At 47.3% G+C, this 3,415-nt stretch carries 3 protein-coding genes; 2 read left to right on the top strand and 1 reads right to left on the bottom strand.

What is annotated here, in order from left to right; all coding sequences use genetic code 11:
- Positions 1-78 precede the first annotated feature (78 nt).
- Positions 79-1,209, bottom strand: coding sequence for a PilT/PilU family type 4a pilus ATPase (locus Q1M25_RS09060; protein WP_300483965.1), 1,131 nt, complete (start codon positions 1,207-1,209; stop codon positions 79-81).
- A gap of 207 nt (positions 1,210-1,416) precedes the next feature.
- Between Q1M25_RS09060 and Q1M25_RS09055 the strand changes: the two genes are divergently transcribed.
- Both Q1M25_RS09055 and lepA read left to right on the top strand, forming a co-directional pair.
- Complete coding sequence (locus Q1M25_RS09055; protein WP_300483963.1) at positions 1,417-2,118, top strand: 5'-methylthioadenosine/adenosylhomocysteine nucleosidase; 702 nt, start codon at positions 1,417-1,419, stop codon at positions 2,116-2,118.
- 132 nt (positions 2,119-2,250) lie between these two features.
- Positions 2,251-3,415: translation elongation factor 4 (gene lepA, locus Q1M25_RS09050; RefSeq protein WP_300483962.1), on the top strand; the 1,165-nt coding region annotated here is incomplete at its 3' end.

Here is a 3,415-nt window from a genome sequence, read left to right as displayed (position 1 = left end):
ATTTGATGGAATAAAGGCCGTCTGAAACTCGTGGTGAGGTTTCAGACGGCCTTTTCTTTTTTTTATGCTTTGAAGCTGTTAAATCAATTCTAAATCCGGACCGGCATTTTGTGCGCGACGGCTTCGTAATTGAATGTCTAAGCGCAAATCGTGGGCGGAGTCGGCATTTTTAATGGCGTCTTGATAACTGATATCGCCGTTTTCATATAAATCATACAAGGCTTGGTCAAAAGTGATCATACCCATGCCGGTTGATTTTTTCATCATTTCTTTGATGTTGTGGACTTCGCCTTTTTGAATCAAGTCGGCAATAATCGGCGAATTGAGCAAAACTTCTACAGCAGCCACACGACCCCGTCCGCTTTCACGGGGAATCAGACGTTGTGAAATAAAGGCTTGCAGGTTGAGCGACAAGTCGGTCAGCAACTGGGTACGGCGCTCTTCGGGGAAGAAGTTGATGATGCGGTCGAGCGCTTGGTTGGTGCTGTTGGCATGCAGTGTCGCCATACACAAATGGCCGGTTTCCGCGAAGGAAATAGCGTAGTCCATGGTTTCACGGTCACGGATTTCGCCAATCAGAATGACATCCGGCGCTTGGCGAAGGGTGTTTTTCAATGCAATCGGCCAATTTTCTGTATCTACACCGATTTCACGTTGGGTGATGATGCAGTTTTTGTGTTGGTGGATAAATTCAATCGGGTCTTCGATGGTAATAATATGGTCGAAGCTGTTTTCGTTTCGATAGTCGATAAGGGAGGCGAGGGAAGTGGACTTGCCCGAACCTGTACCGCCGACAAAAATAACCAGACCGCGTTTTCTGAGGGCGATGTCTTTCAGAATCGGGGGCAGATTGAGCGTTTCAAATTTAGGGATATTGCTGGTAATGGAGCGGAATACCAAAGCTGTTGCTCCGCGTTGAACCATGGCATTGAGACGGAAGCGGCTGGTCTCGTGCAGTGTGATGGCGAAGGTGATTTCGTTGTTGGAAGAAAATTCTTCGATTTGTTTGGAAGACATAATCGAAAAAGCGATTTCCATACATTTTTCAGCACTCAGCGGCTCATCGCTCAGTCGCGTGATTTTGCCGTCCACTTTCATGGCTGGCGGGAAATTGGTGGTAATGAAAAGGTCGGAGCCTTTGTATTTGTTCATATGGCGTAGCCAAGCGAACAATTCTTCTTTTGCGCTCGGAGTATTTTCGTCAAACATAAGAATTTAGATAGTTAATATTAAGTTATTTTATTGAGAATAATTATAACAGAAGCAATCATTATTTGCTGTTTTGCCCGCTAGAGTGGCTATCTGTTTTAAATTGAGTGTCGTGCTGGGAATATAGCAGATTTTTCAGTATCCCTGTGATTTTAAATTCTGCTGTTATAATGTTGCCCGATTAGTGAATGGAAAGGTGGTAACGAGATGTCAGTACAAACAATTGCCGTGGTCGGCGCAATGGAACAGGAAATCGAGCTTTTGCGTGAAAGCATGGCCAATGTCAAGCATGTGTCCTTCGGTAAATTCTCGGCATATGAAGGCGAATTGGCTGGAAAACGCATGGTATTGGTTTTGAGTGGTATCGGTAAGGTTAATGCAGCGGTTTCGACTTCTTGGGTCATTCATCAGTTTGCACCGGATTGCATCATCAATACTGGCAGTGCAGGTGGCTTGGGTAAAGGTCTAAAGGTCGGCGATGTGGTTATCGGCGAAACTGTGGCGCATCACGATGTTGACGTAACGGCTTTTGGTTATGTTTGGGGACAAGTGCCGCAACTTCCTGCTGTGTTCGCATCGGATGAAAACCTGATTCGTCAAGCAGAAAAGGCGGCGCAAGTGTTTGAAGGTGCGGCTGTCACGCAAGGTCTGATTGTCAGTGGCGACCGTTTTGTGCACAGCAGCGAAGGTGTCGCGGAAATCCGCAGCCATTTTCCTGACGTAAAAGCAGTGGAAATGGAAGCTGCGGCGATTGCGCAGACTTGTCATCAGTTGGAAGTGCCGTTTGTGATTATTCGCGCCGTATCCGATTCGGCAGATGAGAAAGCGGACATCAGCTTTGAAGAGTTTTTGAAAACGGCTGCCGTCAGCTCAGCGAAGATGGTTACCGAGATTGTCAAATCGCTATAAAACCATGCAAAAGCGTTGAATTTCCGTTAGAATACGGAACGATTCAACCTTATTCTAAGGCCGTCTGAAAACCGAATCCCTGTTTTTTCAGACGGCCTTTCAGCCTTTAATTGTATTTATCTTAATAACAATATGAAAAACATACGGAATTTCTCCATCATTGCCCACATCGACCACGGTAAATCGACGCTTGCCGACCGTTTTATCCAATACTGCGGCGGTTTGGATTTGCGCGAAATGAGTACGCAGGTGCTCGATTCCATGGACATCGAAAAAGAGCGCGGCATTACCATTAAAGCGCAAACCGCCGCGCTCAACTATAAAGCACGCGACGGGCAAGTGTATCAGCTCAACCTGATTGATACTCCGGGACACGTCGACTTTTCTTACGAAGTCTCCCGTTCGCTGTCTGCCTGCGAAGGCGCGCTTTTGGTCGTTGACGCATCGCAAGGCGTGGAAGCGCAAACCGTGGCGAACTGCTATACCGCGATTGATTTGGGCGTGGAAGTTGTGCCTGTTTTGAACAAAATTGACTTGCCTGCCGCAGAACCCGAGCGCGTGGAACAGGAAATCGAAGACATCATCGGCATTGATGCCGTTGGTGCGGTGCAATGTTCTGCAAAAAGCGGTATTGGCGTGGAAGACGTTTTGGAAGAAATCGTTGCCAAAATCCCTGCGCCGACCGGTGATGAAAATGCGCCGTTGCAAGCGGTTATTGTTGATTCGTGGTTTGACAACTACGTCGGCGTGGTCATGTTGATTCGTGTGAAAAACGGCACCATTAAACTGAAAGACAAAGTGCGCTTTATGAGCACCAAGGCGGAAACGCAGGTTGAGCAGCTGGGCGTATTTACACCAAAATCGGTTCAAAAACAAGAACTCAAAGCCGGTGAAGTAGGCTTTTTGATTACCGGCGTGAAAGAATTGGGTCAGGCAAAAGTCGGCGATACGGTTACTTTGGTTGCCAACCCAGCTTCAGAGCCGCTGCCCGGCTTCCAAGAAGTACAAAGTCAAGTATTTGCAGGCCTTTATCCGGTGGAAAGCCACGACTACGAAGCCTTGCGCGATGCTTTGGAAAAATTGCAGCTGAACGATGCTTCGTTGAAATTTGAGCCTGAAGTTTCCCAAGCATTGGGCTTTGGCTTCCGCTGTGGCTTCTTGGGCCTGTTGCATTTGGAAATCGTGCAGGAACGTTTGGAACGCGAGTTCGACATGGACTTGATTACCACTGCGCCAACGGTAGTTTATGAAGTCGTGTTGAAAAACGGCGAGAAAATCGAAGTTGAAAACCCGTCCA

The organism is uncultured Neisseria sp. (genome assembly GCF_951230505.1).
In the GTDB taxonomy this organism is placed as follows: Bacteria; Pseudomonadota; Gammaproteobacteria; order Burkholderiales; family Neisseriaceae; genus Neisseria.
Note: the sequence above shows the minus strand (reverse complement) of the source record. Positions and strands in the feature narration are given on the sequence as shown.